The following is a 26,016-nucleotide window of genomic DNA, read 5'->3' on the forward strand; positions in this document are numbered from 1 at the left end:
TCATAGCGCGGCGGCACCGGAAAGCAATAGTGCGCTGTAGTACTCCTGCATAACATCCCGGCTGACCTCGTTCGTAGATGATTCGCCAGGCGGAACACCTTCGCGAGCTTCCTGCCACGGCCGTTCGTTGTGGGATAGATCGCTTAACTGCTGACCGGAAAATTCTCCGTATGCGTGAAGAACGACATCGACGGTTTCTTTCTCGTCAGCTGTGAGCCGAGAAGAATCGCCGGGAAACATATCCGGTTCGGCAGTGAACCGGCCGCGGTGGCAATTATAGAGGACACGGATAACAGGCCCATTCGCCCAAGCCTCTATGGGCGAATCAAACAGAGGCCTTTCTTCCCACACTAAATTCCACGCTTGGGAGTAGTACACGAGCTTTTGCAGTTTCATGGTACTCATGCTGCGACCATGCTTTTCTAGGATGTAACGAGCCACATCGTTGACATTGGCCATGACTACTCCTTTCCGTCCTACTATCTGCAACAGCTTCATTATCCCTATATTCCTAGGCGGGTGTGCAACGAGCACCCCCGAATGTTCCAGCCGCCCCTTCCACCTTGTCGGAGTGTCTGCTATTACAGGGGTGGCGCCGTAGATTTGCCAACCATGTTTGCGGCTTTCTCACCGCAGAAGCTTCAGTTAGCCACTCGTGTCTTCTACCTCTGGTAGTTTGTGGGCATTTGCTATATCCCAGATGGTCAACGTACTACAGCCTAAATGACTATAAACGGCTACATCTCCGGCAGCAGTGATGACCGGCCCAGGCAAAGACCTACGAGGCTCGCCCAGCAGCAGGGGCCCCGGTGCTCCAAGCTGGGTCCCTTAACTGCGTAATTAGTTCGGTTTTTGGGGCAATTGTTGCGTTAGCGTTCCCGGGTGTGGCCTGAGGAGATGTATGCCACTCGGCCTCTCCCGCAGCAGCGATGACAAAACCTAGACGGATTCGGCCACCCTTTTTGCGGGCCGGAGGCCCTCCCCAGGTGGCAAACCCTGCCACCTCATAAAGCGCTACCTTTTGCTTGTACCCCGGAGTACACCGTGCAGAAACCCCAGGTTGCCGCGAAAAGCCCCTAAACCCCGGCCTCCACCTCATCCCGCGTCGGAGTGTCCGCACCGACCCGGGTGACGGTGATGGCGGCGGCGGTGGCGGCGAACTCCAAAATGGGCCGCCACTCGTCCTCGCCCAGTCCCAGGATCCCGTCCCGGTCCAGCCCGAGCCGCTCAAACTCGGCCATGAGCGCCGCCATAACCGTGTCACCTGCACCGATGGTGTCGGAAACGTCCACCCGCGGCGCCGCCACCTCTAACGTGCCAAACGGCGCGCGCACGCGGGTGCCGGACCCGCCGAGCGTCGTGATGACGACGGGCACCTCGGACACGTCGCCCATGAATTCCTCCTCGTCATCGCTCATTTTGAGCACGGTAACGTGGGGGAGCATCGTGCCGAGGAATTCCCGGTGGGTGGGCGTGTTGTAGTTGGGACGGATGTTCGGATCAAGGCACACGACAACGCCGTTCGCGGCGCAAGACGCGCAGGCCGCCGCGTACCTGCTCGCCGCGGGCTCTAAACTCAAAGAAACCGTGCCGAAGCACGCATATCCCGAGGTCGCCGCGACGGGTTCTGCGAAGCGGTCGGCGGTGCCGTCGGTGCAGAACTGGTAGGACGCGGAGCCGTCTTCCGCCAAGGACGTAACTGCCAGAGTCGTGGGTTCGTGCCCGCGCAAAACCTGCGACGTATCAACGCCTGCGCCAGCAAGCGCGTCGACGAGGTTTTGCCCGAACCCGTCCGTCGACAAGCGAGAAACGAACCGCGTGTCACAGCCGAGCCGACCGCACGAGCTTCTCCGCGGAGGAGGGGACGAGATCGATCAGGCCTTCACCGTACACTGGGATCATGCCCTACCGCCCGCGTTTCCACCTCACTCCTCCTACCGGACGTCTCAACGACCCTAACGGTCTTACGCTTGTCGACGGCTCCCTCCACGTTTTCTACCAGCACGACCCCGCCTTTGGTATCGGTCCCAAGAGGACTGGCTGGGGGCACGCGATCCTCAAAGATCACCTCTTGTGCCATTACCCCGATGCTCTCTACCCGGATGCCCCCTACGACAAAAACGGCGTCTACTCAGGCGGTGCGGTAGTCACGGAAACAGGTGACGTCCAGCTGTTTTACACCGGCAACGTGAAGGAGGACGGCGTCCGCCACGCCACGCAGAACCGCGTCTTCGTGGAGGACATCGACGGCCCCGCCGGCGGCTACTACCGCCGCGACCCCGCCAACCCGCTCATCGACGGCCCCGCCCCCGGCTACACCAACGACTACCGCGACCCCCAGATCGTCCGCCTTGCCGACGGCACCTACCGCATGGCCCTCGGTGCCCGCACCGAGGACAACAAGGGCGCGATCGTCATCTACACCTCCCCGGACCTGGAAAATTGGACCTTCCAGGGCCACGTCGACTTCGTCGACGTGGAAGATGACGCCTACATGTACGAGTGCCCCAACCTCATCCGGCTTCGCGACGCCGCCGACAACCAGTGGTACGACCTCATCGTGTGGTGCCCACAGTACGAGGACCGCGACGAGTGCGTGTGGGCCGTCGGCAAGCTCGACGGCCTCACCTTCACCACCGACAAGATCCAGCTTGTTGACCACGGCTCCGATTTCTACGCCCCGCAACTTATCGAGCGTGACGGCGAGGCCCTCATGCTCGGCTGGATGGGCCTGCCCGGCAAGGACCCCGACACCACGCTCAAAGCCGAGGGCTGGCTGCACTGCCTCACCCTCCCGCGCCGGGTCTACCTCTCCGGCGGCGAGCTCTACCAGGAGTTCATCAGCCCTGTCGAGCCCCAACACGAACACCCCCTGGTCCGTTGGGACGCGCAAACCCGCACCCTCTCCGTCGGCCCCCAAAAGGCCCAGCTCCCTGAAGGTGTGGACCCCGACCCCCAGATCCTTCACGACGGCTGCGCCCTCGAGGTCATCGCCGGCGGTGGCCGCCTCGCTTTCGCAAACGTAGTTCTCTAACGCGCGCCCCGGCCTGTGGAAAACTTTCAGCGCGCCTCCCGAGTTATCCACAGTTTTTTGACGCTTCCTTTGCAGCCTCCCCTACGCGCTTTATTGTGTGTGGCATGACCGCTTTAACGGATTGTGCTTCCCTCCTGTCGCAGGCGATGGTGATCGCCGGGGAGGCGTTTGGCATGTCCAAAAAAGCACTCGTCCGGGCCGGCTACGATAAGACAACCGCCCACACCATCCACAAACTTGCGGGCATCTACTACGGGCGCACCAACAACCCCCGCCGGCAAGAACGTGCACGCACCACCGCCCGCGAAACCGGCTGTAGCTTCGCATCGCTGAAGGCTATTGAGCGGTTTGTGGCGAAGCTTCCGAAGAAGCATGCGTGGACGATCCGCGAGGCACTTGTCCCCTATGGTCGGGACATCACCGCGATTAACGCGGAGGGCGCGCGTCTCCTGCAGGAGTACACCCGGGCGGATAATCCGGATAAGAAGTTGACGTATCGGGCGATCCCGAATTCCACGTTCGCAACACTCACCTTGACGGCGGAGTCGTCGCGTGTGAAGCAGATTTTTGACCGGGCACAAGCAACGGACACGAAGTGTCCTGCCGATGGTTTGATCAAGCTTGCGCTTGCGGCTAATGATGGGGAGCTTCCCCCTGTTGCTATCCCGTTGATGGTGATTCCGTTTACGATGCCGTATGTTCACGTTACGGAGGTGGAGCGGGGTAAGTTTGTTTTCTCCATGACTAACGGTTCTACTATCTCCGGGGCGGAGATTGTGAAGGCGAAACTTGCTGAGGAGCGTCTTGTTGCTCTTGTTAGTCCTTTGGGGCCGAAGGATTTTGGTGTGTATCGGGTGGAGATGACGCCGGATTCTCGTGGTGCGGACCCGTTGGAGCGGTTTATTCAATCAACCCGTAACCCGGTGTGTGCCTGGCCCGGCTGCAGTAAACCGGCCACCAAGTCGCAGATTCATCACATTAAACCGGTGAAACACGGTGGGAAAACCGTATCAGAGAACTTGATGGTGTTGTGTGATTACCACAACGGCATTAACGATGATGACCTAGACAAACCGAAGCATGGCCACATGGTGCGAATCGATGGCCTGGAATACTGGCAGCCTGCTTTCGGTGGGCCGCTGAAGTTGAACATGCACCCGTGTGCCCAAGGCGGGGCGGTGCGTCTTGCCCGGATGCAACTCGGCATGCCCATCGACCCATCACCGCCCGGATAACACCCCACGCCAAAAAGCCCGAGCGCACACTCGGGCCATTCGGCATGCCAGAACACCCGAAAGCCCGGCCACCACGGCCGGGCTTTCAACGCGTGTGGTGCTTCCCGCGACGCGTTTTCCCAGAGTTAGGTCACTTTAGTGCGTACGTCGGGGGCTGGATCTTCTGCCATATTTTGGATGTTGGCAGAGATTTTGCAGCCGCATTGAAGGCCCGTAGCTCTCCGAACAGCTTCTTTAAAGACCTCACCCACTTCGCGGTTTTCCGCAAGAAGCAGGCTACCGACCATCCGCTTAGTGCCCACAATTTCCACCAGCTCATGCAAAAACCCCAGCCCGACGAAAGCCGCGCCATCCGGCATGCCCTGAACACCCGAAAGCCCGGCCGGGGCTTTCAACGCGTGTGGTGCTCACCGCATCACCGACGCGCCTATTCTTCAAAAAGTCACCGCCTAGGACACCCAGCTAAACCCGCGCATGGTACCCCCTCGCAAACCCCACACATAACCCCATGCCCGAAACCACACAATCCGTTGATTTATAAAGGCTGAAACTCCAAAATGAGAAATAGTTAGTCACAACCAAAAAAGGATTGTTACATGGAACACAAGGACGTAGCCCGACGAGTCCTCGCTGCCATCGGCGGCGAGCAGAACATTGTTGGCGTCGCCCATTGCGCGACGCGCCTGCGCATGGTGCTGAAAGATATGGACAAGGTGGACACTGCCGCCCTGGACAACGACCCGGATCTGAAGGGCACCTTCGAAACGGGCGGCATGTTCCAGGTCATCGTTGGCCCCGGCGACGTGGACGTTGTTTTCGACGAGCTTGATAAGCAAACCTCCAAAAACATCGCCGTCTCCACCGAGGAGCTAAAATCCGTCGCCGCGAAGCAGGGCAACTGGTTCACCCGCGCGATCAAGGTCCTGTCGGACATCTTCGTACCGCTCATTCCGATCCTCGTCGGCGGCGGCCTCCTCATGGCCCTCAACAACGTGCTCACCGCCGAAGGCCTCTTCGGCCCCCGGTCACTCGTGCAAATGTTCCCGGCGATCGAGGGCGCCTCCCAGATGGTTAACCTCCTGGCCTCCGCGCCGTTCGCGTTCCTCCCGGTCCTCGTGGGCTTCACCGCGACGAAACGCTTCGGCGGCAACGAGTACCTCGGCGCGGGCATCGGCATGGCGATGGTCTCCCCGGCGCTTGTCAACGGCTACGAGGTAGCAAATGCGATGAACGACGGCTCGATGGCGTACTGGGACCTCTTCGGTCTCTCCGTCGCGCAGGCCGGCTACCAGGGCTCGGTCCTCCCGGTCCTCGCGGTCGCCTGGATCCTCGCCACGATCGAAAAATTCCTCCACTCGAAGCTCAAAGGCACCGCTGACTTCCTCATCACGCCCGTGTTGACGCTGCTCATCACCGGTTTCATCACCTTCATCGCCGTCGGCCCCTTCATGCGCTGGCTTGGCGACGCCCTCATCGTCGGTCTCCAGAACGTCTACGATTTCGGTGGTCCGGTAGGTGGCTTCCTCTTCGGCTTGGTCTATTCGCCCATCGTCATCACGGGTCTCCACCAGTCGTTCCCGCCGGTCGAGCTTGAGCTGTTCAAGCAAGGTGGTTCCTTTATCTTTGCGACGGCCTCCATGGCCAACATTTCTCAAGGTGCCGCCGCGCTCGCCGTCTACTTCCACGCCAAGTCCGAGAAGCTCAAGGGGCTGGCCGGCTCCTCCGGCATCTCGGCGATCTTCGGCATTACCGAGCCCGCGATCTTCGGCGTCAACCTGCGCCTGCGCTGGCCGTTCTACACGGGCATGGCCTGCGCTGCTATCGGCGGCGCCCTCATCGCCATCTTCCAGATCAAGGCCGTGGCCCTGGGTGCCGCGGGCTTCATTGGAGCGGTGTCCATCCGCGCTACGGATATCCCGATGTTCCTCGTCTGCGCCGTGATCACCTTCATCCTGTCCTTCATCGCGGCCTTCGTCGCCGGCCGCTACATGATCGCCAAGCATGGCACCATCGACCCGGACGCGCCCCCGTCTGCGGCCGCCCCCTCCTCCGCCGCTACTCATCTTGTCTCCCCCCTGACCGGCGAAGCCATCAACCTCGCCGAGGTCTCGGATCCCATGTTCGCCCAGGGTAAGCTCGGCAAGGGCGTAGCGGTCACCCCGACCGTCGGCGAGCTCCGTTCGCCTATCGACGGCAAGGTCACCGTCACCTTCCCCTCCGGCCACGCGTACGCCGTCCGCGGCGGCGGCATCGACATCCTCATGCATATCGGGTTTGATACCGTCAACCTCGACGGGGAGCACTTCACCCCGCACGTCACAAAGGGCGATGTGGTCAAGAAGGGCGACCTCCTGTGCGAGTTCGACATCCCCGCCATCACCGCCGCCGGTTACGAGGTGACCACGCCAATGGTAATCTCAAATCATAAGAAGCTGGGGGACATCATCCCGCTGCCGACGTTCGTCTCCGGCCAGGAGGTTTCCGCAGGTGATGAGGTCCTCGCAGTCGAACCCAAGCCAGTAGTGGAGGCAAAATAGTGGACGTTATCAAGAAGGCTCAAGACATTGTGCAGGCGCCGCGTAAGAGCGCGATCTTCCTCACCCTGTGCATTAAGGACGGCGAAGAGGCCGCCGCCCTGGGCGCGCTGGCCAGCGTCTCCGGCCTCACCAACGCTGTCGGCTACCGTGCCCCGGAGGCCGAGCTGAGCTGCGTAGCAGGTATCGGATCTGATTTCTGGGACCGGGCTCTGGGCGTCGAAAAGCCCGCAGGCCTGCACCCCTTCCGCGAGATCCAGGGCAGCCACCTCGCGCCATCCACCCCCGGTGACCTCTTCTTCCACATCCGTTCCCAGGAGTTCGACCGCTGCTTCGAGCTCGCCCGCCGCATTATGACCGCCTTCGACGGCGCGACCGCGTCCTCCGACGAGGTGCAGGCCTTCCGCTACATGGACAACCGCGATCCCCTCGGCTTTGTCGACGGCACGGAGTCACCCATCGACCTCGACGCCGTCGACGCGGCCCTCATTCCCGACGGCCCCTGGGCCGGTGGCTCCTACATCGTCGAGCAGAAATACATCCACGACCTGCACGCCTGGGATTCCCTCCCCGTCGAGGAGCAGGAGAAGACCATCGGCCGCACCAAGTACGACGACATCGAGTTTTCCGAGGACATCAAGCCCCACAACTCCCACGTCGCGCTGAACAGCGTCAAGGACGCCGACGGCAACTCCCTCGAGATCGTCCGCGACAACCTCGCCTTCGGCTCCGCCGCCGGTGACCAGGGCACCTTCTTCATGAGCTACGCCAAAGACGTCCGCATCACCGAGCTCATGCTCCGCCGCATGTTCATCGGCGAGCCCCGCGGCAACTACGACCGCATCCTCGACTTCTCGACAGCCCTCACCGGCGGCAACTTCTTCGCCCCGCCCCAGGACTTCATCGACTCCATCGAGGACCACGCCCGCACCGGCCTGATTCCCGAGCCCGACGACGCCCCCAACCCCCTGCAGCCCGCCACCGAGCTCTCCGCTGCCGAGGGAATTTACAAGTAGCCATCACTCCTCATCCGTCCACGTCCGGTACGGCTCCGCCCCATCGGAGAGGTCGGAGCTGCCGGACAGGTCGGCCTGCATATGAATGAACTCGAAGTGCCGTTCGACGAGGTCAAGGACGTTGTCGATGAGCGCTTCCTCGGGGTATCCGTAGACGTCGTATCCCAGCGATCCAGACAGGTCGAATACCTCGAGGCGGTAGTACGTGTCGGGCGCGTTGGCGCGCCGGGCGCCAAAGGCGGGGACGTCGGATTTGACGGGGTAGACCTGGAACCGGAAATCTTTTTCTTCCCCCAGCTCAACGCCCAGATCCAGCTGGCTGATGGGGCAGCCGGGTATCGCCGAGTGCAGGAGAGTTACCTTAAGCCCGGATTTCTCCAGTTCACGCGCTACTTTTTCCAATGCCGGCCGGGCCACGTCCGTCACGTACGCCTGCACCTTAGAGGCCGTTGGGTACGTTACGGCCCGTCGGAGGCGTGCACGCCATGATTGTGCGCCGGTGCGGCCGCTCATGGCACCGTGTAGCGCGACTGTGCGTGATTTGGTTTGGTATGCCTCGAGGCGGAGGGATTTCACCAGACTTGCCATGATCATGTAGATGACCACCGTGAACGGCAGCCCCATGACAATTGTTGCCGACTGCACCGTCGCCACGCCGTCGATTTGCAGCATGACTAGTGTCAGTGCCCCGATAATGATGCTCCAGAGGATGCGTGACCAGGTGGCGCCGTCTTGTTGTGAGTCGGTAATCCGCGAGGTGAAGTTGCTCAATACCAGGGCTCCCGAGTCCGCGGAGGTGATGTAGAGCAGCAGGCCGACGATGGTCGCCAAAAACACGAGCACTGCTCCGCCGGGGTACGAGGCGATGAGCTCGTAGAATCCGCGTTGCGGTTCGCTTACCGCAATCGACCCAAATGCCGAGTCGCCGCCTAGAATCCGGTCCAGTGCGGAGTTGCCAAAGAAGCTCATCCATAGCAGCACGAAGATAAACGGTATGGTCAGCGTCCCGGCGACGAATTGCCGTAGCGTCCGCCCCCTGGAAATCCGCGCTAAAAACAGGCCAACAAATGGTGCCCACGCGACCCACCAGGCCCAGAAGAAGAGGGTCCAGGATTGCAGCCACTCCTGCGTCGCCTCAGGGGTTTCTGAGAAGGCGTAGGTGTCTAGCGTCCAGCTGGGAAATTTAACCACGTAGTCGCCGATGTTCATGATGATGGCGTTGAACAGGAATGCAGTTTTCCCCGCGACCACCACGTACACCATGAGGCCGATCGCCAGAAAGACGTTTACCTCGGAGAGCCGTTTAATGCCCTTGTCCACCCCGGATACTGCCGATAACGTGGCGATTCCCACCGCCAGCACAACGAGGATGGATTGCGCGCCGGGCCCCTCGGATAGCCCGAAGATCAGTTTCAGCCCGTAGTTGAGTTGCACCACGCCGATTCCCAAGGACGCAGCAATGCCGAATACGGTGCCGAGCGTCGCTGCGATGTCGACGCTGTCCCCAACCGCCCCGTGGATCCGTTTTCCAAGCAGCGGGTACAGGGCGCTCCGCAGCGCTAGCGGCATGTTGAGGCGGTATGCGAAGTAGCCAAACGCCATCCCCATGAGCGCGTAGAGCGCCCAGCCGGTGATGCCGTAGTGGAACATGGCGTAGACCACGGCGTCCTCTGCCGCTGACCTGGTCATTCCGTTTCCTTGCGGTGGGTGGTAGTACATGGTCACTGGTTCGGCGACGGCGAAGAACATCAGGTCGACGCCGATTCCGGCCGCGAATAGCATGGCTGACCAGGAGAAGATGCCGAATTGTGGGCGCGAGTGGTCGGGGCCGAGCCGGATGGTTCCGGTCTTGCCAATGGCCACGTAGACCACGAACGCCACCGCGACGGTTGCGGTCAGGATGTAGAACCACCCGAGGTTCGTGGAGATCCAACCCGTTACCGCTGCTAGGGACGTTGCGGCGGATTCGCGCGCGAAGAACGCCCACGCCGTGAGCGCGAGGATGCCCGCCATGGAGCACCCGAGGACTGGTCGGTTGACCTGCGGTGGGGTGGAGGTGTGGTGTCCGTAGGTGGATGGGGCGTCCACGCTGTAGGTTCCCACGATTGGTTGGGGTCTATATGCTTCTTCGTCGGATTCCTGGGGTCCAGGATTCACGCTGGCCAGCTCCTCTGGGGTTTTTCGGGCAGTTCTTTTTCATGGTAGGAAGATTCTCGGCGATCGCCACGTCCGCCCCTTAATGGGGGTAAAAAATGTAGCAATTCGCGTGCAAAAGGTGTTCCTGACCTGGGGGAACGAGACACTAAGAAAATACTGAGAGGAAAGTAAGTAACGGATTAAGAATTCTTCTAAAATGACGCTTATGAACGCATGGGACAAAAACGAATTGCTCCGGAAGGTGCACAGCGTCACCTGGGGTGGTGCGACCGCCGCCGGTGTCCTCACTGCTGCTGGCGACATCGTTGTTGCTACAGGTGTAGGCCCGGTCTGCGCGGAAATCATCGCTCTTTCTCAGCTTACTGCCGAGCACCCCTACGCCCAGATTGAGGCTATTGCTTCGCTTTCCGACGGCCACATCGTCGCCCCCTGCGGTTCATGCCGCCAAGCCCTCCTTGATCTCGACCCCTCGATCGGTGTCATCGTTCCGGGTGAGTCGGTGGTTCCGGTGCGCGAGCTCCTCCCGTACGCCGACGCAGGCGAGAATCCCATCGCCCGCCCCGTTAAACCCAGTCGCCATAGCCTGCGCGAATCCGTGGCCCTTGACGACGATAGTTACTTCCTTACATGGAAGGCCTAGTCTTGCGGGCGCCAGCTACATGAGGGGCTGGCGCCCGCGAGGTGGGCAGCTTTACGTCCCCATCGGTCCCGCGCACAGGGGAAGCGTGCGGGGTCGGTGGGGACGTTTTTAGCTTGTCGACGCTCCTTTGGTCACCGTCTGCTCGCTACGTGCGCGTAGCACGTGCACCGACGTGAAACCTGCTCTGTCGAGGCGCGCTGTATGTTGACGTTAATTTCCGGAATCTTTTAGCTCGCTTCACTGCGGCCTTTATCTGAGCCTCGATGAATTGAACCGATGAGAGATTGTTCTTTTGATAGCGAGGATCAGCAGCCTTTTTGAGCCGCGACGCCGTTGCCGTTTTCGTAGTGGAGAAGGAGCCAAAACTCAGGCTGTGGCACTGAGAAGCCGAGGCTGTGATCACTCCGCTGCCCCGCCCACGTAAAAAGAGCCTCCAACTGGTCGGCGGTGTATTGAACTCCTGAACTAGTTTCTCAGCTTGCTTGCTTAGCGATTCTGGGTCAAGCCTGTCGTGGACGACGTTGGACTTGACATTCGCCCCTTTGAAACGATTGAAACTCTCCCTCAACAACAATGCCGAAAAGTGCCTTAAGCTTGCGTTTGTCACGAGAGCTCATCTAGGCCTCCTGCTGGGAAAAATCCAGTGGCGGAATCACAGGAATCGCGCCGAGCCTGCCTTGGAGGTAGCTCTTGCGAATATCCCTGTCGCTGCGCAGCCCCTCAAACTCAGACACTGCCGTGAGCGTCGTGGCACCATCCAGCTTCTCCACCAGCCACATCTGGTCCTTCCTCAGCCGGGTGGGATCCATCAGCATGAGGTCGTGAGTGGTGAAAATAAGTTGCGACCGCCCCGCAGGCGTGCATGCTTGGAGGAAGCCGTTGATCAGCGCGCGAGAAAGCGCAGTGTGGAAGCTTCGATCCAACTCGTCAATCGCCAAAATGACGGGATAGTCATTGGAAATGAGGGCGGAGAACTGTGTGAACAGGCGAGCGGCAGACTTGGTGCCGTCGGACTCATTGCTCCACGGCAAGCTGCCAATGTATCCATCGGCGCCACTATGCACCATCGTGACCTTCTCGGCCCTAATCTCTCCATCGATCAGGCTGAAGATGAAGCGATCTCCGCCAAATTCGGCATCGACGGATGGGGGGCGATTCGCCCGCGCGAGTGAATTGAGGCTGTCGTTAATCCAATTACGAAGCCCAGCGGGTAGGTGAAGCGATTCCAGGGATACCTCGTGTCGATCTGCGGATACGATTCCTGCGTCGATAGTCGGCATCGACGACGTCCAGTTGCTAGGATATCCGGAGGTGATTTCGCGATTCGCCATCTCTGTATCGACAACGACTATGCGATTTGACCAGTGATAAGCGGCGGTAATATCGCTAATGAGGGACTTGTCCCCGGCCTTCTTTGGCCGCAGGGATGAGGCGGCAAAATAGGTGGGGACCGGTGTAGTCGAGGGGACAGTGGTGAGCAGCGTTTCGATGGTCCCCTCAGGCGAATCAATGTCCACCACCTTTTCATTGACAGACAGCGCGGAAGCAGCGCGGGAGAAAATCACCGTCTCCGTCGAGCTATTGAAGCGAGTGAGTTTCTCCTCCTGGATAGCTGTGGCATCGTAGGAGATCACGTATTCGTAGATCGTGTCGCCAAATGAAAACAGAACTTCGAACGTGGACGGTTCGGTGTCTGCACCTTCTCGCAGTTGGAATGGGTAGTAGTAGAGAGATGCTCCATTTTGTGGCGGGGTGTGAAGAATCTTCTTAAGCGTTGCCAACGCGGTGAGTATGTTGGACTTGCCGGAAGCATTTGCGCCAAATAGTGCCGCAATGGGGTTCACTTTCCGGCGGTACTTCTTTAGGTAAGGCAGATTCTTTGACCACTTCTGTTCTCTACCGGGGACAAGGTTGAGGGATAGCGGTTCATCTATGGATAGAAAATTGGATACGGTGAGATCGAGTAGCATGGTGCGTTCTCCTGTTTCGGGTCCGGCTCTAATTCTACAAAAGATGCCAAAAAATTGCATCTTGTGAGATGCTATTCCTACCGTCTAAAAGGGCTGAGGATGTTCGCGCGAGCAACGAAAAATCCCGCAGCCTTCGGATACGAGACTGCGGGATTGCCATGGCTAACGTTGACTCACACCACGGCGTACACAGCCCAGGTGATGAGGAACCCGACGACGCCGAAGATCGTGGACAGCGAGGTCCAGTACTTTAGACCTTGCTTGACGGATAGCCCCATGTACTTTGTGACAATCCAGAAACCGGAGTCGTTGATGTGGGAAAGCCCCAGGCCACCGAAGCCAATGGCGATCATGATGAGCGTCGCCTGGACGGGACTTAGCCCGGCATCGGCAATCGGCTGCGCGAGGAGCCCGGCGGTGGTCAGAAGTGCCACGGTGGCTGACCCTTGCGAGGCACGTAGCGCTGCGGACATGAGGAAGCCCATGAGGATGAGCGGCAGTCCGGAGGAGATAAGCAGGTCGGAGAGTACCTGGCCGATTCCGGATTCCACGAGCACGTTGGCGAACCCGCCGCCGGCACCGGTGACGAAGATGATGACAGCAACGGCAGGAAGCGCGGAGTCGAGAACTCCGGAGGAGTGCTCCCGGTCCCAGGATTGTTGGCGGCCGATCATGATCCACGCCACGATGACGGCGATGAGCAGGGCGATCGGCGCGGCACCGAAGAATTTCACAAAGGTGTGCACCGCAGTGCCTTCCTCCGTCAGCATGGTGCCCGTTGTCCCCACCATGATGATGAGGATGGGGAGGACGATGAGTCCCATGACGAGCCACGGCGACGGCGGATGGGGGAATTCGCGGGCCTCGTCGGTCTCTGCGGGGGATTCCATCCGCACGACACTGTCCAAATTGAACCGCTTAGCCAGGAAGAACCCGATGGCTGCGGTGACGGCGGCGATGGGGAGGGCGATGGTGAGCAGCAGGCCGATGTCTCGGTCGAGGAGTTCGGCCACGGCCACGGGGCCGGGGTGCGGCGGCAGAACGACGTGGACGGTGAGCATCGTCGCGGCGACGGGCAGTCCGATTTTCAGCGGGTTGAGGCGGGCGACGGCTGCGAACCCGAAAATGATCGGTGCGAGAATGATGAATCCGACATCGAAGAAGACGGGAATACCGAGGATGAAGGCGGCCATGGTGACCGCGCCGGCGATCCGTTTCGGTCCGAGCTTGCCGGTGAAGTACCGGGCAATGGATTCGGCACCGCCGGATTCTTCAATCATCTTGCCTAGCATCGCGCCGAGTCCGACGACAATCGCCACGTTACCGAGCGTTCCGCCGACACCCTTGGTCACCGATTCGACGGCATCCGTGAGCGGAATCCCGGATGCCGCAGCGGTGAGAACGGCGACGAGGAGCAGCGCCACGAACGCCGGCATCCGCACCCAGATGACGAGTATGAGCAGGATGGCGACGGCGGCAGTGCCGAGTGCAAGGAGTGATAGACCAGTCATGGCTTAGGCCCCGCAGGGGTCATCCGGGGAGACGATGGTAACGATGGTCGAGTCGTCCTTGGCCGCCAGGCCACGCGCCAGGCCCTGCAGGTACTGTTGCTCAGCCGCCGCCGCAACCGGAACAGCAATACCGACAGACTTTGCGGCCGCCGTGACGATGCCCATGTCCTTGACAAAAATGTCCTCGCGCGACTTCACCTCAGCGCCCTCCTCGCTGTACGCCTGCAGCATCCGGGGTCCGCGATCGCCGAGCATGAAGCTGGCCGCCGCGCCACTCATCAGCGCTTCAAGCGCGGCCTTTTGGTCCAGCCCGAGCTTGCCCGCCAGTGCTATCGCCTCGCCCGCCGCAGCAATATGCACGCCGCACAGCAGCTGGTTCACGGTCTTCATCGCCTGCCCCGCGCCGGGCTTGTCACCGACGATGACGAGGTTGCCCGCCATTTTCTCCAGCACATCTTTCCGCTTTTCGACGACCTCGGGGTGCGCGCCCACGACAACGAGTAGGTCGCCTTCGCCTGCGCGAACAGGGCCTCCGGAAACGGGTGCGTCGATAATATCGATGCTGTGCTCGGCAAGTTCGCCCGCAGACTTTTCCACACCGGCGATCCCGACGGTGGAGGTCAGCAGGACGGTGGCACCGTCCTGCATCGCCTCGACGATGCCGTTTGTTCCAAACAGTGCTTCGTCTAGCTGTGCCTGGTTACGCACGGCGAGGAGCACGACATCGGCGTTTGCTACGGCGGCGCGGGAATCAGTGAAGGTGGTGATCCCTGCCTTTTTAGCCAGGTCAAGGCGTTCGGGGTTGATGTCAACACCGTTGACGGTGAAGTCTTCGGCGAGGTTGGTGGCCATGGGAAGGCCCATTGCGCCGAGTCCGATGACGGTAATAGTGGTAGTCATTTTTACTCCTTGATTAGTTAGTTGGCTGTTAGGCGTTCGACAACGTCGACGAGTGAATCGTCGTTACCCACGTTGCCGGCGAAGACGATGTAAGGGATGCCGCGTGCGGGGCCGTCCTCGGCCTTCCACAAGCTGATAATCCCTGGTTGCATGGGGCCGACGACGGTTGCGCGCGTCATCTCCAACCCCTTCGATGCGGTGTCGGACGATGTGATGCCACCCTTGGCGATGACAAACTTCGGCATCACCGTGTGGATCACCTTGTTTACGGTTCCCACCAGCGCCTCCGAAACGGTGCGCGCGATCCGCAGGGAATCGTCCTCGTCCTTGCCGGTGACGAGCTCGCGGGACGTGTGCAGGATGACATTGCCCTTTTCCAGAGCAGTGGAGATCTCCGAGGCGAGCCGGTCCGTGTAGCCTTCTGCATCCTCCAATACGGTTTTCACATTGAGCTCGGTTGTGGTGGCCAGGTTCGCGTCGATAAGCGCGTTGAGCTGACGGGTGGTTGTCGGAACGTGCGAACCGACGACGATGAGCCCACCCTTGACGTGATCCGTGGTGACCCCGGCGGAGCGGAGCTTCTCTGGGGTGACAACGTCTGGAATATCCTGACCGATGACGGCGCGGACGAACGGCGGTCCGACGCGATAGATGAAGCGCTTACCAGCGTCCTCGGCCTTCTTCAGCGCGGCGGCGAGCAGTCGGAGGTCATCCTCCGAAACAATATCCACGGCGATCGCTTGCCGATCATGCGCCTCGCGAAGCTTGTCCTGGGCCGTACCCCCACGCAGGTCGTCGAGATCGATGACGATGACATCGTCCGCTTTCTTTGCACCCCCGGTTTTTTCCTCGACCCACTCGGCCAGGCTGGAGTGGATGTACCCGAAGGTGGCGTCCTTTGCGAACTCCGTTTCCGCAGCGGGGACGAACCCGTCCTCCTCGCTTCCCGCGTAGTGCACGCCACCGACGGTGATGCGCCCGGCATCCCCGAAAGCCGGGACGATGAGGTAGCCGTCGATGTCCACACCGCTTACATCAGCCAGGATATCGGGCTCGAGCGGGAAGTGCCCGCGCAGCGTCGAATCAGAGCGGGACACGAAGGTGAGCTTACGGTCACCGGCGGCGGCGAGCGCCGCCTCGGCCACCTCAATGTTGATCTGCTTCGCGTCAGCGGGGTCGAGAGAACGCGAATTCGTCATCACGTAGATGGCGGGCGCGTTCTGTGCAAACGCCCACCCCAGGTCTTTCGCCGTCCAGCGGGTGAGCACCGGCAGGTCGGAGACGGATTGGGTACCGGTGGGATCGTCGTCGAGGACGATAAGCACGTCAGAGCGTGCGGGAACCTCACTCGCCGTCATGGTGACGGGGGCGTGGAAACGAGCGGTGAGCTCGGTGAGGGATGTAGTCATGTGTTTTCCTCCTAAAATTCCTTAGAACACAGACCTCAGAGGACTTACGTTTGAGCGTACTGAACCCAGAAAGTTCCGTAAAGAAAAGTGGTTTACCTCACGTAAACAGGGGTGAAAGTGGGGGGTAAACTCCCTCTAACTATTCATCACCGGGAGAAACGGGGGTATCGGCCCCCGCAATGTACGACCGAATATCCTCGGCGGTCTGCTTCATATGGGCGCGCATAGCGTCCTTCGCCGCCTGCGGATCGTGGGCGGCAAGAGCTGCGAGAATCGTCTCGTGATGGTGGAGGGCACGGACCCGGATATCGCGGTACGAGTTGGTGATCAGCCGTGAGCTGCTCAGCGCGTCCTGGAGTGGGAGGATGACCGCCTTAATAAACGGGTTGCCGGTCGCTTCCAGAATGCGCGTGTGGAACTCAACGTCGGCGGTGGTCACCTCAGCAGGATCGGTAGCCTCCCGGTACCGATCCACCGTCTGCTTGATCCCTTCGAGCTCCCCGTCGGTGATGCGCTCGGCAGCGATCCCCGCAGACCCGACCTCCAGCATCCGCCGCAATTGTGTGAGGTAAAGCCCCACTTCCCGTTCGTCGAGCTGCTGGGAAATCGCATAAACGAGGGTCTGGACATCGATCCACTCCGATTGTGCCTGGACAAAGGTGCCACGACCGTGAACGACCTGCAGCACCCCGCGTTCAGCCAGCGTGCGCACTACTTCCCGCATCGTGGGGCGTGAGACCTCGAGGTATTGCGCCAGGTTGGATTCGTTTGGCAGCGCATCGCCCGCGACAAATTCGCCCCTGATAATAGCTCCCAGTAGCCTATCGACGCCTTGGGTTACGAGGTCTTTGCGCATGAGAAAACTCCTTTGTCCTCTATTCATCGTAGAGGACGGGAGAAGATCCCGAATCCGCTGGGGATGTGGTCGCCGACCCAGAGGTGCCGCTCGAACTGGTATTAAAAAGTAACACCAAGTTCACGCAAGTAGTCGAGTGAGTCTATACAGCGAACCCCAAGTCCGCATGCTACCCTGTCTGGCTCACTTTTCTCGTTGGTTACGATCGTGAAATTACGAGCTTTCCCACTCGCGACCAGCCACGAATCCGCCGCTTTCAAAAACTTTCGAATAGCGCTTTCGCGGAAAGGTCTATTTCTGTTCATGCGCGTCCATCCGGTGAGCGCCTTGTAAGCGATAACCTAACAGACGTCAATTTTCACGCAATCGGCGGGAGAAACCATTCCGGCAAGCCACCGCGATTTTGAATCACCTTTCGGTAAGACTTCTGCGTAGAATTTTTCGTAGAACCGCAAATTGCCGGTTTTTATCTAATTCTCCAAGGTCTCCCAATACGAAGGGAAAATGTCTCGCGGATAGTAGGTGAATGCGTTGATCACGAGGTTCGAATCCGCGAGGTACATTTACGCCACCTCAAACCGTCACGGCTGCGCTCACCCCAAATCTCGCGGCCCCATTCGACCATAGCTGCGAGACTTGCGGTTTCAGCCCAGTGGCATGACACATTCACTAGCGAAGCGGTTGCACGACCGTTCCACGCTGCGGTCATCCTCGTGGCCACCGCTCAATCCCGGTTGAGCGGTCACAACATGGCCAAGCTCATGAGCCAAGCTGAAGTACTGTGCCACCTGAGCGTCGCGACTGTTAATGAAGATGAGCGGGAAACCACGGAACTCTTCTACATTCAGCGGAGCGTGCGCGTTGTTTCCCAAAATAGAGCTGCGCAGAACGAGGATTCCTGCAGCTTCAATAGCGTCGGCTAGCTCAAGCACGTCCAATCTTTTTCGACGCACACCTGGCTTCCAGTTAAGCTCTTCGCAAACTTCCTGAACAACTCGAATCGGATCATCAGTAACGCGGTAGCGTCCGTAGAGTACAGGGGCTTCTTCTCCCCCGTTCGAGGCAATAGTTGCTGTACCAGCTAAGTCTGTTCTGGCATGTGTATATAAGTTCTTCGAGGGTTGGACTGATGGTGGACACTCCCTGGCTTTTCACCGTGCGGAAGCCAGACAAGTCGGGTGGCTGGATGACTGGCTCATCGAGCAGTAAGTAGCCGAAGGGGAATGCGAGCGCGATCGGCGAGCTTTTCGGCCTGTGATAGCGTTGGACGTGCAGTCCCGTCCAGTCACGCGTGAACTTTTTTAAAGTCGGTTATCGTTTCCAGATGCTCAAGCGGGATACCCGTACGGTGAATGGGCCAGCGCAAAACTTCTGGAGCGATGTCTATCCGAACCGCCATGCCCGCTCCTTTCTCTAGATAACCGTGATAATAGCGGGTCTGAGGAACACCGGCACTACCCCCGCCGCACCACCAGCACCGCCGCGCCAATCACAACCAGCACCGCCGCAACGACGAGGGTGTCGCGGATCTGCCCCGCGGCGTAGGCGGTGTCCCCGATCATGGCCGCCACGCCGCCGCCAACAAGCGCGCCGGTGAGGGCGGCAGAACGGCGACCGAAGGAGCGTCGAAAAGCGAGTGCCAGAAGCAGCGCGAGGAGCGCGAGCGCGACCGGGGCGACGTACATGGTTACTTGCCGACAGCCCGCCGCACAAGCCCGCGGACAGATGCCTCCACCTTGTCGTTGATGTCGATGATGGCGTAGGAGGTGGGCCACATGTGGTTTTGGTCGAGCTGCGCGTTGTCGTTGAAGCCGAGGGTGCAGTAGCGCGTCCCGAATTTGGCGGTGGGCTGCAGGAATATGATGACGTTGCCGTCGTCGCCGGCGTAGGCGGGGAAGCCGTACCACGTGCGCGCGTGGAGTTCGGGGGCTTCAGAAATGATAATGGCGTGGATGCGTTCGGCGATGTCCTTGTCGGATCCGGAAAGTTCCTCGATGGCGGCAAGGAGCGCCTCTTCGTCGCGTGTGCGTTTCTTGGCGCCGGTGACGCCGCTGTCGGCATCGGCCTTGAGCTCGGCTGCGCGCTGTTTCATTGCCTCGAGTTCGGCTTCGCTAAATCCTGCCATGCCAGAAAGTTTAGCTACTTTCGGGCATTGATGTGGCTCTGCGCCGTGGCAAAACCCTCCTCCAGGATCGCGCGCACGGCCTCGGGTGCCCCCGCGATCGGTCCGCCGGTTCCGAGCACCCAGTCCGCCACCCCGGTTCCCGCCGGTGGTCGCCCGATTCCCACCCGCACGCGGATGTAGTCGCGCGTGCCTAAGCACTCCGAAACCGATTTCAGCCCGTTGTGTCCGTTTTCGTTCCCGCCCAAGCGCACTTTGATCCGCCCTTCGGGCAGGTCAAGCTCGTCGTGCACGACGATGATCCGCTCCGGCGGTACTTTATAGCGACGCGCCAGTGGCGCCACCGCCTCCCCGGATCGGTTCATGTACGTCTGCGGTTTGCAAAACTTCACCCCCGCGCGCGCTGCAAGCGCATCTACCACCCGAAACCCCACGTTATGCCGGGTTTCCGCGTATTCCGGCCCGGGGTTGCCCAAGCCCACCACCAGCCACTCAACGGGCTCACGCTTCCAAAATAATCTCACGTCATTAGTCTGTCATATATGAGTACTCCTTCACTTGCTTACGTCGTCTCCGGCTCGGAAGCCACCGGCGGCGCGGGCTTCCAAGTCGACCTCAAAACCTTCCAGCAGCTCGGCGTTTACGGCGTTGGCACCCTCAGTTGCATCGTCGCTTTCGATCCGGCGAACAACTGGGGTCACCGTTTCCACCCCATCCCGCCCACGCTTATCGACGAGCAGATGGAGGCCGCCCTCGCAACTCACCCGACCGTTCGCACCGTTAAAGTCGGGATGCTCGGCACACCCGACACCATTGATACGGTCGCTCGCGGCCTCGCCAACCACCAATGGGACAACGTCGTTGTCGACCCGGTGTTGATCTGCAAGGGTCAGGAGCCCGGTGCTGCGTTGGATACGGACAACGCCCTGCGCGAGAAGATCCTGCCACTGGCCACCGTCGTCACGCCCAACGTCTTCGAATCGAAGACCCTCGCCGGCATGGACTCCATCGACTCCGTCGAAGATCTGGAAGAGGCCGCCCGCAAGATCGGCGACCTCGGCATCAAGTACGTCCTCGCCAAGGGCGGCGTGGAACTTCCTGGCGACGACGCCGTCGACGTCCTGTGGGACGGCGAGAAGATCACCCGCTTCGCCACCCCCAAGGTCGGCGAGCAGCGTGTTTCCGGCGCCGGTTGCACCCTCGCCGCCGCCGTCACCGCCGAGCTTGCCAAGGGCGCCTCCATTTATAGCGCCGCCAAGACCGCCAAAGACCTCGTCTACCGCGGCATCCAAAACCGCGTCCCCGCCGACACCCCCTTCGACACCGTCTGGCAGGGCGCATAGTCTTCCTGTTGCGAGCTACTATCCCCCGTGCGACAATTCGGTCGTGTTAACGGGGGATAGTTTTTTCTTTACTCGGGGTGAATCCACTGCACACCGGATTCGCATTAGAAAGCGCGTTGAGCAGGGGCGTTTGATTAAGCTCGCGCGTGGGGTCTACTACGATGCCGGGAAACTGCAGGCTGCTCAGCCCAGTCAGCGTTTTTATCTGCGCAGCTTGGCGGTAGGCATTGCTGGCTCGACGCTGGTCGGGCGTTCAGCAGCCAGCCTGTGGGGTTTGCCGATGGGGAGCTATAACGGGCCAGTCGAAGCACGGGGGAAGTCGAGCAGTCCTCCAGACATCATTCGGCGCTATCTCTCTGCAGCTGACATTGTGCCTCTCACCATCGGTGATTTTCGAGTAGCGCTGAGCAGCAAGGCCGCCACAGTCCTGGATATGTGCAGGTGGGGTGAGCTCGTCGAGGCTGTGGTCATCGGCGAAGCTGCGTTGAAAAGGCAGATGATTAGCCTGGATGAGATAGATAGTCTCGCCGAGAACCGCAGGGGCTGCGTCGGTATTAACAAGTTTCGGGGTGTGCGCGCATTCATGAATGGCTTGTCAGAGAGTCCGCGGGAAAGCGAAGTGAAAGTAGCGCTCTTTCGGGAGGGCTTCCCGCCTCCTATCCAGCAGGCCAATGTCCTAGATGCACATGGCTATTTCATTGCTCGCCCGGATTTTCTTTTCCCCGATCAGTCGGTGGCGCTGGAATATGACGGAATGGGAAAACTGCTTGGAGAATACGGGATGACTCCTGACACGGCTGCGAAGAAGGAGCGAGAGCGGGAGCGAAAACTGATCAGCGAAGGGGTTTATCCCATTCGCATTACGAAAGAATCCTTTGCATCGGGTCTGTGGCTCACCGAACTTCATGACGTTTGGGGCACTCGAGCGCCCATGCGTGGGGATCGTTGGCGTGGAGGAGGCCGTGCGTGGTAAGGCCGTGACAGTTTGTGGGCGTTTAAGGATTGGGGGCCCCCATCGAACCAACCCGTCATATTTGCTACAGAACAAACGCCCACAAAAAGTCACGCATGACCTTTTGTGGGCGTACAGAAACAGTTACACGCGTTCCTTCTTCCGCAGGAACATATCAGACACCACGTACACCACGAGGCCACACACGGCGACGGCGAACAGGATCCACAAAATAGCGGGGTAGGACCTGCCGCTGTCCATGAGGCCGGACGCGTAGGCGATGCCGGCGGGGATGGCGATATTGATGGTGAGGTTGTAGAAGCCGAGCGCAATGCCGGATTTTTCCGGCGGGATGGAGAACACGGCGGAGGCGACCAGCGGCGCGTACATGAGCGCGAAGCCGGAGGCGAACAACACGATGGACAAAACCAGTACCCACACGCCGACGGTGGACAGCACGGCGGGCAGCGCGAGCGCGAAGGCGATCATGCACAGCGCGAGGATGATCGCCGACCGGTTGGGGAGGAACTTGCCGATCCACCCGGAGAAGATGCCGACGAGCACCGCGCACGCATACCCCGGCGCGATGAGCAACGATGCCGTATCGATGTCGATGCCGTGCAGGTCAGCCGCCATGTACGGGAACATGATGATCCAGCCGAGCTGCGTAGAGTACACGAGCAGTACCGTCACCAAGGCCCACACGTAGCGCCCGTTCCGGAAGAACTCCGGCCTAACCAGCGCCCGCGGGTCCCGGTTGATGTGCCACCAGAATCCGCCGGCGGCAGCCACTGCCAGCAGGAACCACGCCCACCCCGGCACGAACACGGGCGTAAACGTGAGCGTGATTGCCAACGCCATGAAGCTGACGATAGCCAGGCCGGGCACGTCGAGGTGGCTGACGGAGACGTTTTCTTCCTCCGGCACCTGCATCAACACGAACGGTGCCGCCAAAATCAAAACCAGCGGCAGCAGGAACATGACGGTCCAGTGGATGTTGGCGGAGATGTATCCGCCGGTCAGCACCCCGATGAGCATGGATCCCTGGAAGCACGCCGTGGAAAAGCCGAGGTACGTCTTCTGTTCATCCTTGGGAATGTGCTTGGTCACGTAGATGACGTAGAGCGTCTCCGCTGCGGACAGGCCGACGGTCTGAATTAACGGGCCGATCAGTACCAACGACCACACGGATTGCCCGAAGAACCCAATCAACGAACCAAGCACGATGAACCCGATGCCAGCGGTCAGTAGTTTCCTAATCGGAATCGTGTCCGCCAAAGCCGCGTACACTACGGCACCGATGCCGATGATGATGCCTGCGATCGTGGCCTGCAACGACACCTGCGCCGGCGAGAGCGCCAGGTCGTCGCCGATTGCCTTGGTGATAAATTTGAATCCGTTGTCCACCACGAGGCAGAACAGGAAAACGAAGATGAGGACGGGGATCGCGACTTTCGGGTTCCGCCGCGCCCGCGAACTGACCTCAAACATGCTAGATCGCCGCCAGCGGTAGGGCGAGCTCCATCATCGTGGTGAACGCTTTCTGACGCTCCTCAGACGAGGTCTGCGCACCGGTGACGATGTTGTCGGAGACAGTGAAGATGCCCATGGCCTCCACGCCGGCCTCAGCGGCGACGGAGTACAGGCCGGCGGATTCCATTTCCACGCCCAGAACACCCATCGCCGCCCACCGCTCATTCACCGACGAGTCGTAGTTGTAGAAAACATCCGCGGACAACACGTTGCCCACGTGCACGTCAATCCCCTGCGACACAGCGCGGCGGTACGTGTCCTCAATCAGGCGGAACGAACCGATCGGTGCGAACGTACCGGGGAGGTTGTACTGCGAGGCGAAGTTGGAATCGGTGCAGGCTGCCTGGCCGATGATGACGTCGTAGAGGTCGATGTCCTTCTGGATGGTGCCGCAGGAGCCGACGCGAATGAGCTTCTTGCAGCCGAAATCGTGGATGAGTTCCCAGGAGTATAGGGAGATGGACGGGATGCCCATGCCGGAGCCCATGACGGACACCTCGTGGCCTTGGTAGGTGCCGGTGAAGCCGAGCATGTTGCGCACGGAGTTGAATTGCACAACGTCATCGAGGTACGTCTCGGCGATGAACTTGGCGCGCAGTGGGTCGCCCGGCAGCAGAATCGTCGAAGCGATCGGTGCGCCGGAGGGGTTGATGTGGGGTGTCTGGTCACGCATTATTTTTCCATTCCCGTGGCGTGGGCCACGTCTTTCTTGAGGGTTTCCAGCCGCGCGGCGTCACCGGCGACTTCGAGGTAGCACTTGAGTTTCGGTTCGGTTCCGGACGGTCGGCACACGACGCGGTCGTCGGCGTCGGTGAAGAACATGATTCCGTCGGTGGGTGGTTCGTGGTCATTGAGGTCCACCGTCTGCACCACCTGCGCCCCCGCAAGAGATACCGGCGGTTCCGCCCGCAGGCGTTCCATCGCCGCAGAAATCAACGATGTATCCGAGACCCGGAACGTCAGTGGGGCAGTGGTGTACCCGCCGAATTCCTCCCGCACCCGCGCAAGGTGTTCCAAAACCCCCACGCCCTGCGCCTTCAGCTCCGCGGCGAGCGATGCGAACACGACCGCAGCCGAGATGCCGTCCTTGTCGGACACGTGCGATGGGTCGCAGCAGAAGCCGATCGCTTCCTCGTACCCGAATCCGAGCTCCGGCGCCCGCGCGATCCACTTGAATCCAGTCAGCGTTTCGTAATGTTTGAGCCCGTACTTCTCCGCCACGCGGCCCAACGCACGCCCCGAGACCAGCGAGTTCGCCAAAGAACCCTGCAGCCCCTTCGATGCCAGGTAGTTGCCCAGCAGTAGCCCGGTTTCATCACCGCTCAATTGAACCCCCTCGGCCGCCACGGCCATCCGGTCGGCATCCGGATCCGCCGCGATGACAATGTCCGCGCCGGCCTCCTCCGCGAGCTCCAGCGCGAGATCGAGCGCCCCGGGCTCCTCGGGGTTCGGGAACCGCACGGTGGGGAAGTCCGGGTCCGGTTCCATTTGCTTGTCGACGACGCGCACGTCCCCAAATCCCGCCCTCTTCAGCGCGGCCACGAGCGTCTCACCACCGACACCGTGCATCGGCGTGACCACGATCTTCAGGTCTCCCGGCACGCCCATCGCTGCCGCGGCGGAAACGAACTCGTCGGTGACGTCCACGTGCTCGATCAAATCGTCGGATAGCGGCGGGTCTTCCGGCGCCTCCTCGATTGCGGCCGCGATGTCGGCGTCGGCCGGTGGCACGATCTGGATCCCGTCGCCGAGGTACACCTTGTACCCGTTGTACTCAGGCGGGTTGTGCGATGCGGTGATCATGATGCCCGCATCGGCCCCGAGGTGCTTGACGGCAAACGCCGTAACAGGCGTCGGGCGCTGTGGCGTCAGCGCGATGGCGTGCACGCCGGCACCGGAGAGCACCTGCAGTGCAGCGTCGTAAAACTCCGCCGAGCCGTGCCGCGCGTCGCAGCCAACGACCACGCGCGCACCGGCCCCGACGTACGCCGCGAGCCCTGCGGTCGCCCGCTTCACGTTGGTCACATTCATCTGGTCGGTGCCCTCGCCGACAACCCCGCGCAGTCCCGCGGTGCCAAAGTGCAGTCCAAACGGCTTATGCGAGGCCATCGAGCACCGCCTTCGAGGAGGAGAGGCCAAGGCGCGTCGCACCGGCGGAAACCATGGCGAGTGCCGTCTCCGCATCACGGATGCCACCGGATGCCTTAACACCTAGGCGGTCGCCGACGGTTTCCTTCATCAAAGAAACCGCGTGCACGGATGCGCCACCGGCGGGGTGGAAGCCGGTGGACGTCTTCACAAAGTCCGCGCCCGCCTTCTCTGCCGCCTCGCAGCACGCGACGATTTCCGAATCGGTCAGCGCCGCCGTTTCCAAGATGACTTTCAGTAAAACGGAGCCGCAGGCTCCTTTGACGGCCGCGATCTCGTCTGCAATCTCATCAAAGCGGTGTTCCTTCGCCCACCCGATGTTTTGCACCATGTCCACCTCGTCGGCCCCGTCGGCGACAGCCTGCCGAGCCTCGGCGACCTTCACCGCCGTCTTCACTGCGCCGGACGGGAACCCGATTACGGTCGCAACCTTCACGGTCGGCGGAACGTCGACCGGAAGCATGGAGGGGGAGACGCAGATGGAGTACGTTCCCAGCGATTCGGCTTCAGCGGCGAGTGCCAAGACATCTGCGCGGGTGGATTCGGGTTTGAGGAGCGTGTGATCGATAAGTTGAGCTAGTTCAGAGCGGTTCATACCAGTTCTTTCTCCTTGACGTGACTGGGGTGTGGCCAGCGTCACCGATGGTAATCGCGGT

The 26,016-nt window shown here is 60.6% G+C and carries 25 protein-coding genes; 7 read left to right on the plus strand and 18 right to left on the minus strand.

Annotated features, from left to right (window positions below):
- Both CGLUCO_RS00565 and CGLUCO_RS00570 read right to left on the minus strand, forming a co-directional pair.
- The gene (locus tag CGLUCO_RS00565; RefSeq protein WP_084036374.1) at positions 1-459 is read right to left on the minus strand and encodes a Panacea domain-containing protein; all 459 of its coding nucleotides are present in this window, start codon (positions 457-459) and stop codon (positions 1-3) included.
- A 617-nt stretch (positions 460-1,076) separates the two neighbouring features.
- Positions 1,077-1,802: a PfkB family carbohydrate kinase gene (locus tag CGLUCO_RS00570; protein ID WP_414437185.1), complete on the minus strand. Its 726-nt coding sequence runs from the start codon at positions 1,800-1,802 to the stop codon at positions 1,077-1,079.
- Between the two features lie 98 nt (positions 1,803-1,900).
- On the opposite strand from CGLUCO_RS00570, the gene CGLUCO_RS00575 reads away from it, so the two are divergent.
- Both CGLUCO_RS00575 and CGLUCO_RS00580 read left to right on the plus strand, forming a co-directional pair.
- On the plus strand, positions 1,901-3,034 hold the full coding sequence (locus CGLUCO_RS00575; protein ID WP_084036373.1) for a glycoside hydrolase family 32 protein: 1,134 nt from the start codon (positions 1,901-1,903) through the stop codon (positions 3,032-3,034).
- A 104-nt stretch (positions 3,035-3,138) separates the two neighbouring features.
- Positions 3,139-4,269: an HNH endonuclease signature motif containing protein gene (locus tag CGLUCO_RS00580; RefSeq protein WP_198481448.1), complete on the plus strand. Its 1,131-nt coding sequence runs from the start codon at positions 3,139-3,141 to the stop codon at positions 4,267-4,269.
- A 125-nt stretch (positions 4,270-4,394) separates the two neighbouring features.
- Here CGLUCO_RS00580 and CGLUCO_RS00585 read toward each other — a convergent pair whose 3' ends face one another.
- Positions 4,395-4,628: a hypothetical protein gene (locus CGLUCO_RS00585; protein WP_034988533.1), complete on the minus strand. Its 234-nt coding sequence runs from the start codon at positions 4,626-4,628 to the stop codon at positions 4,395-4,397.
- A gap of 237 nt (positions 4,629-4,865) precedes the next feature.
- On the opposite strand from CGLUCO_RS00585, the gene CGLUCO_RS00590 reads away from it, so the two are divergent.
- Together CGLUCO_RS00590 and CGLUCO_RS00595 are read left to right on the plus strand one after the other, a co-directional pair.
- Entirely contained in the window at positions 4,866-6,806 is a 1,941-nt protein-coding gene (locus tag CGLUCO_RS00590) for a sucrose-specific PTS transporter subunit IIBC (protein ID WP_084035950.1), read from the plus strand.
- On the plus strand, positions 6,806-7,819 hold the full coding sequence (locus CGLUCO_RS00595; protein ID WP_084035951.1) for a Dyp-type peroxidase: 1,014 nt from the start codon (positions 6,806-6,808) through the stop codon (positions 7,817-7,819). Before CGLUCO_RS00590 ends, CGLUCO_RS00595 begins: the two co-directional genes overlap by 1 nt.
- A 3-nt stretch (positions 7,820-7,822) precedes the next feature.
- Here the strand turns inward: CGLUCO_RS00595 and betT are convergent, their stop codons facing one another.
- Complete coding sequence (gene betT / locus CGLUCO_RS00600; RefSeq protein WP_084035952.1) at positions 7,823-9,976, minus strand: choline BCCT transporter BetT; 2,154 nt, start codon at positions 9,974-9,976, stop codon at positions 7,823-7,825.
- A 205-nt stretch (positions 9,977-10,181) separates the two neighbouring features.
- Between betT and CGLUCO_RS00605 the strand changes: the two genes are divergently transcribed.
- On the plus strand, positions 10,182-10,616 hold the full coding sequence (locus CGLUCO_RS00605) for a cytidine/deoxycytidylate deaminase family protein (protein WP_231286119.1): 435 nt from the start codon (positions 10,182-10,184) through the stop codon (positions 10,614-10,616).
- Between the two features lie 617 nt (positions 10,617-11,233).
- On the opposite strand, the gene CGLUCO_RS00610 is transcribed toward CGLUCO_RS00605, so the two are convergent.
- The 10 genes from CGLUCO_RS00610 to pth all read right to left on the minus strand — a co-directional run bounded on the left by CGLUCO_RS00610 (position 11,234) and on the right by pth (position 19,908).
- Entirely contained in the window at positions 11,234-12,586 is a 1,353-nt protein-coding gene (locus CGLUCO_RS00610) for an AAA family ATPase (RefSeq protein ID WP_084035953.1), read from the minus strand.
- Between the two features lie 173 nt (positions 12,587-12,759).
- Positions 12,760-14,097 carry a GntP family transporter gene (locus tag CGLUCO_RS00615; protein WP_084035954.1) on the minus strand — a complete coding sequence of 446 codons (1,338 nt, stop codon included), beginning with the start codon at positions 14,095-14,097 and terminating at the stop codon, positions 12,760-12,762.
- A gap of 3 nt (positions 14,098-14,100) precedes the next feature.
- Positions 14,101-14,997, minus strand: coding sequence for an NAD(P)-dependent oxidoreductase (locus tag CGLUCO_RS00620; protein WP_070741985.1), 897 nt, complete (start codon positions 14,995-14,997; stop codon positions 14,101-14,103).
- A 17-nt stretch (positions 14,998-15,014) separates the two neighbouring features.
- The gene (locus CGLUCO_RS00625; protein WP_084035955.1) at positions 15,015-16,406 is read right to left on the minus strand and encodes a four-carbon acid sugar kinase family protein; all 1,392 of its coding nucleotides are present in this window, start codon (positions 16,404-16,406) and stop codon (positions 15,015-15,017) included.
- A 139-nt stretch (positions 16,407-16,545) separates the two neighbouring features.
- Positions 16,546-17,262, minus strand: a complete 717-nt coding sequence (locus CGLUCO_RS00630; protein ID WP_005392959.1) for a FadR/GntR family transcriptional regulator — start codon at positions 17,260-17,262, stop codon at positions 16,546-16,548.
- A 101-nt stretch (positions 17,263-17,363) separates the two neighbouring features.
- Complete coding sequence (locus CGLUCO_RS13030) at positions 17,364-17,600, minus strand: DUF4411 family protein (RefSeq protein ID WP_363325317.1); 237 nt, start codon at positions 17,598-17,600, stop codon at positions 17,364-17,366.
- Between the two features lie 306 nt (positions 17,601-17,906).
- The gene (locus CGLUCO_RS00635; protein ID WP_232621916.1) at positions 17,907-18,194 is read right to left on the minus strand and encodes an ImmA/IrrE family metallo-endopeptidase; all 288 of its coding nucleotides are present in this window, start codon (positions 18,192-18,194) and stop codon (positions 17,907-17,909) included.
- Positions 18,195-18,716: 522 nt separating this feature from the next.
- Positions 18,717-18,947, minus strand: coding sequence for a hypothetical protein (locus tag CGLUCO_RS00640; protein ID WP_005391291.1), 231 nt, complete (start codon positions 18,945-18,947; stop codon positions 18,717-18,719).
- Between the two features lie 2 nt (positions 18,948-18,949).
- Positions 18,950-19,387 carry a hypothetical protein gene (locus CGLUCO_RS00645; protein WP_005391290.1) on the minus strand — a complete coding sequence of 146 codons (438 nt, stop codon included), beginning with the start codon at positions 19,385-19,387 and terminating at the stop codon, positions 18,950-18,952.
- A gap of 14 nt (positions 19,388-19,401) precedes the next feature.
- A complete protein-coding gene (pth, locus tag CGLUCO_RS00650) occupies positions 19,402-19,908 on the minus strand; it encodes an aminoacyl-tRNA hydrolase (RefSeq protein ID WP_005391289.1) in 507 nt (168 codons plus the stop codon).
- Between the two features lie 18 nt (positions 19,909-19,926).
- On the opposite strand from pth, the gene CGLUCO_RS00655 reads away from it, so the two are divergent.
- Together CGLUCO_RS00655 and CGLUCO_RS00660 are read left to right on the plus strand one after the other, a co-directional pair.
- A complete protein-coding gene (locus CGLUCO_RS00655; RefSeq protein WP_084035956.1) occupies positions 19,927-20,727 on the plus strand; it encodes a hydroxymethylpyrimidine/phosphomethylpyrimidine kinase in 801 nt (266 codons plus the stop codon).
- A 43-nt stretch (positions 20,728-20,770) separates the two neighbouring features.
- On the plus strand, positions 20,771-21,700 hold the full coding sequence (locus CGLUCO_RS00660; protein WP_084035957.1) for a hypothetical protein: 930 nt from the start codon (positions 20,771-20,773) through the stop codon (positions 21,698-21,700).
- A 123-nt stretch (positions 21,701-21,823) separates the two neighbouring features.
- Here the strand turns inward: CGLUCO_RS00660 and CGLUCO_RS00665 are convergent, their stop codons facing one another.
- From CGLUCO_RS00665 to deoC, 4 genes are read right to left on the minus strand one after another with little or no spacing between them, the layout of a single operon-like run.
- Positions 21,824-23,170 carry an MFS transporter gene (locus tag CGLUCO_RS00665; RefSeq protein WP_084035958.1) on the minus strand — a complete coding sequence of 449 codons (1,347 nt, stop codon included), beginning with the start codon at positions 23,168-23,170 and terminating at the stop codon, positions 21,824-21,826.
- A gap of 1 nt (position 23,171) precedes the next feature.
- The gene (deoD, locus tag CGLUCO_RS00670) at positions 23,172-23,885 is read right to left on the minus strand and encodes a purine-nucleoside phosphorylase (RefSeq protein WP_084035959.1); all 714 of its coding nucleotides are present in this window, start codon (positions 23,883-23,885) and stop codon (positions 23,172-23,174) included.
- On the minus strand, positions 23,885-25,321 hold the full coding sequence (locus tag CGLUCO_RS00675) for a phospho-sugar mutase (protein WP_084035960.1): 1,437 nt from the start codon (positions 25,319-25,321) through the stop codon (positions 23,885-23,887). Before CGLUCO_RS00675 ends, deoD begins: the two co-directional genes overlap by 1 nt.
- Positions 25,308-25,955, minus strand: coding sequence for a deoxyribose-phosphate aldolase (deoC, locus tag CGLUCO_RS00680; RefSeq protein ID WP_005391282.1), 648 nt, complete (start codon positions 25,953-25,955; stop codon positions 25,308-25,310). Before deoC ends, CGLUCO_RS00675 begins: the two co-directional genes overlap by 14 nt.
- Positions 25,956-26,016 lie beyond the last annotated feature (61 nt).

The sequence above is a fragment of the Corynebacterium glucuronolyticum DSM 44120 genome (genome assembly GCF_030440595.1).
Lineage (GTDB): Bacteria > Actinomycetota > Actinomycetes > Mycobacteriales > Mycobacteriaceae > Corynebacterium > Corynebacterium glucuronolyticum.